This is a genomic window from Streptomyces hilarionis (genome assembly GCF_024539675.1).
Taxonomy (GTDB): domain Bacteria; phylum Actinomycetota; class Actinomycetes; order Streptomycetales; family Streptomycetaceae; genus Streptomyces; species Streptomyces hilarionis.
Window position 1 is genome coordinate 1 of the sequence record NZ_JAHHIT010000668.1, and the last position, 290, is coordinate 290.

The window sequence follows — 290 nt, forward strand, 5'->3', positions numbered from 1 at the left end:
TTCGCCAAGCGAGAGGGCGCGTTGGGTGCGACGTTGGTGAGCGGTACGGAGGGGCTAGATCATTTGGGGCTTTTGCATACGGCGCATTTCCTCAGCGGTGCCGATCATCCCGTCACGGTGACTATATCCACTGATGAAATTGGGTGCGACAGGTTGCTGGAGGCATTGGCCAAGGAGTCGTTTTCACTGAGCTATATCAAATTGCCCATCGAATACGGTCGAGTGGGCCAGGCGAAAAACTAAAAAACGCACCTTGTTGGACAACCAATAAAAAGGATAACGCCATGTAC

General features: G+C 52.4%; 1 protein-coding gene. It reads left to right on the forward strand.

What is annotated here, in order from left to right; translation table 11 throughout:
- A partial coding sequence (locus tag KMS84_RS44475) for a DUF190 domain-containing protein (protein WP_256921557.1) occupies positions 1-243 on the forward strand: 243 nt, incomplete at its 5' end.
- Positions 244-290 lie beyond the last annotated feature (47 nt).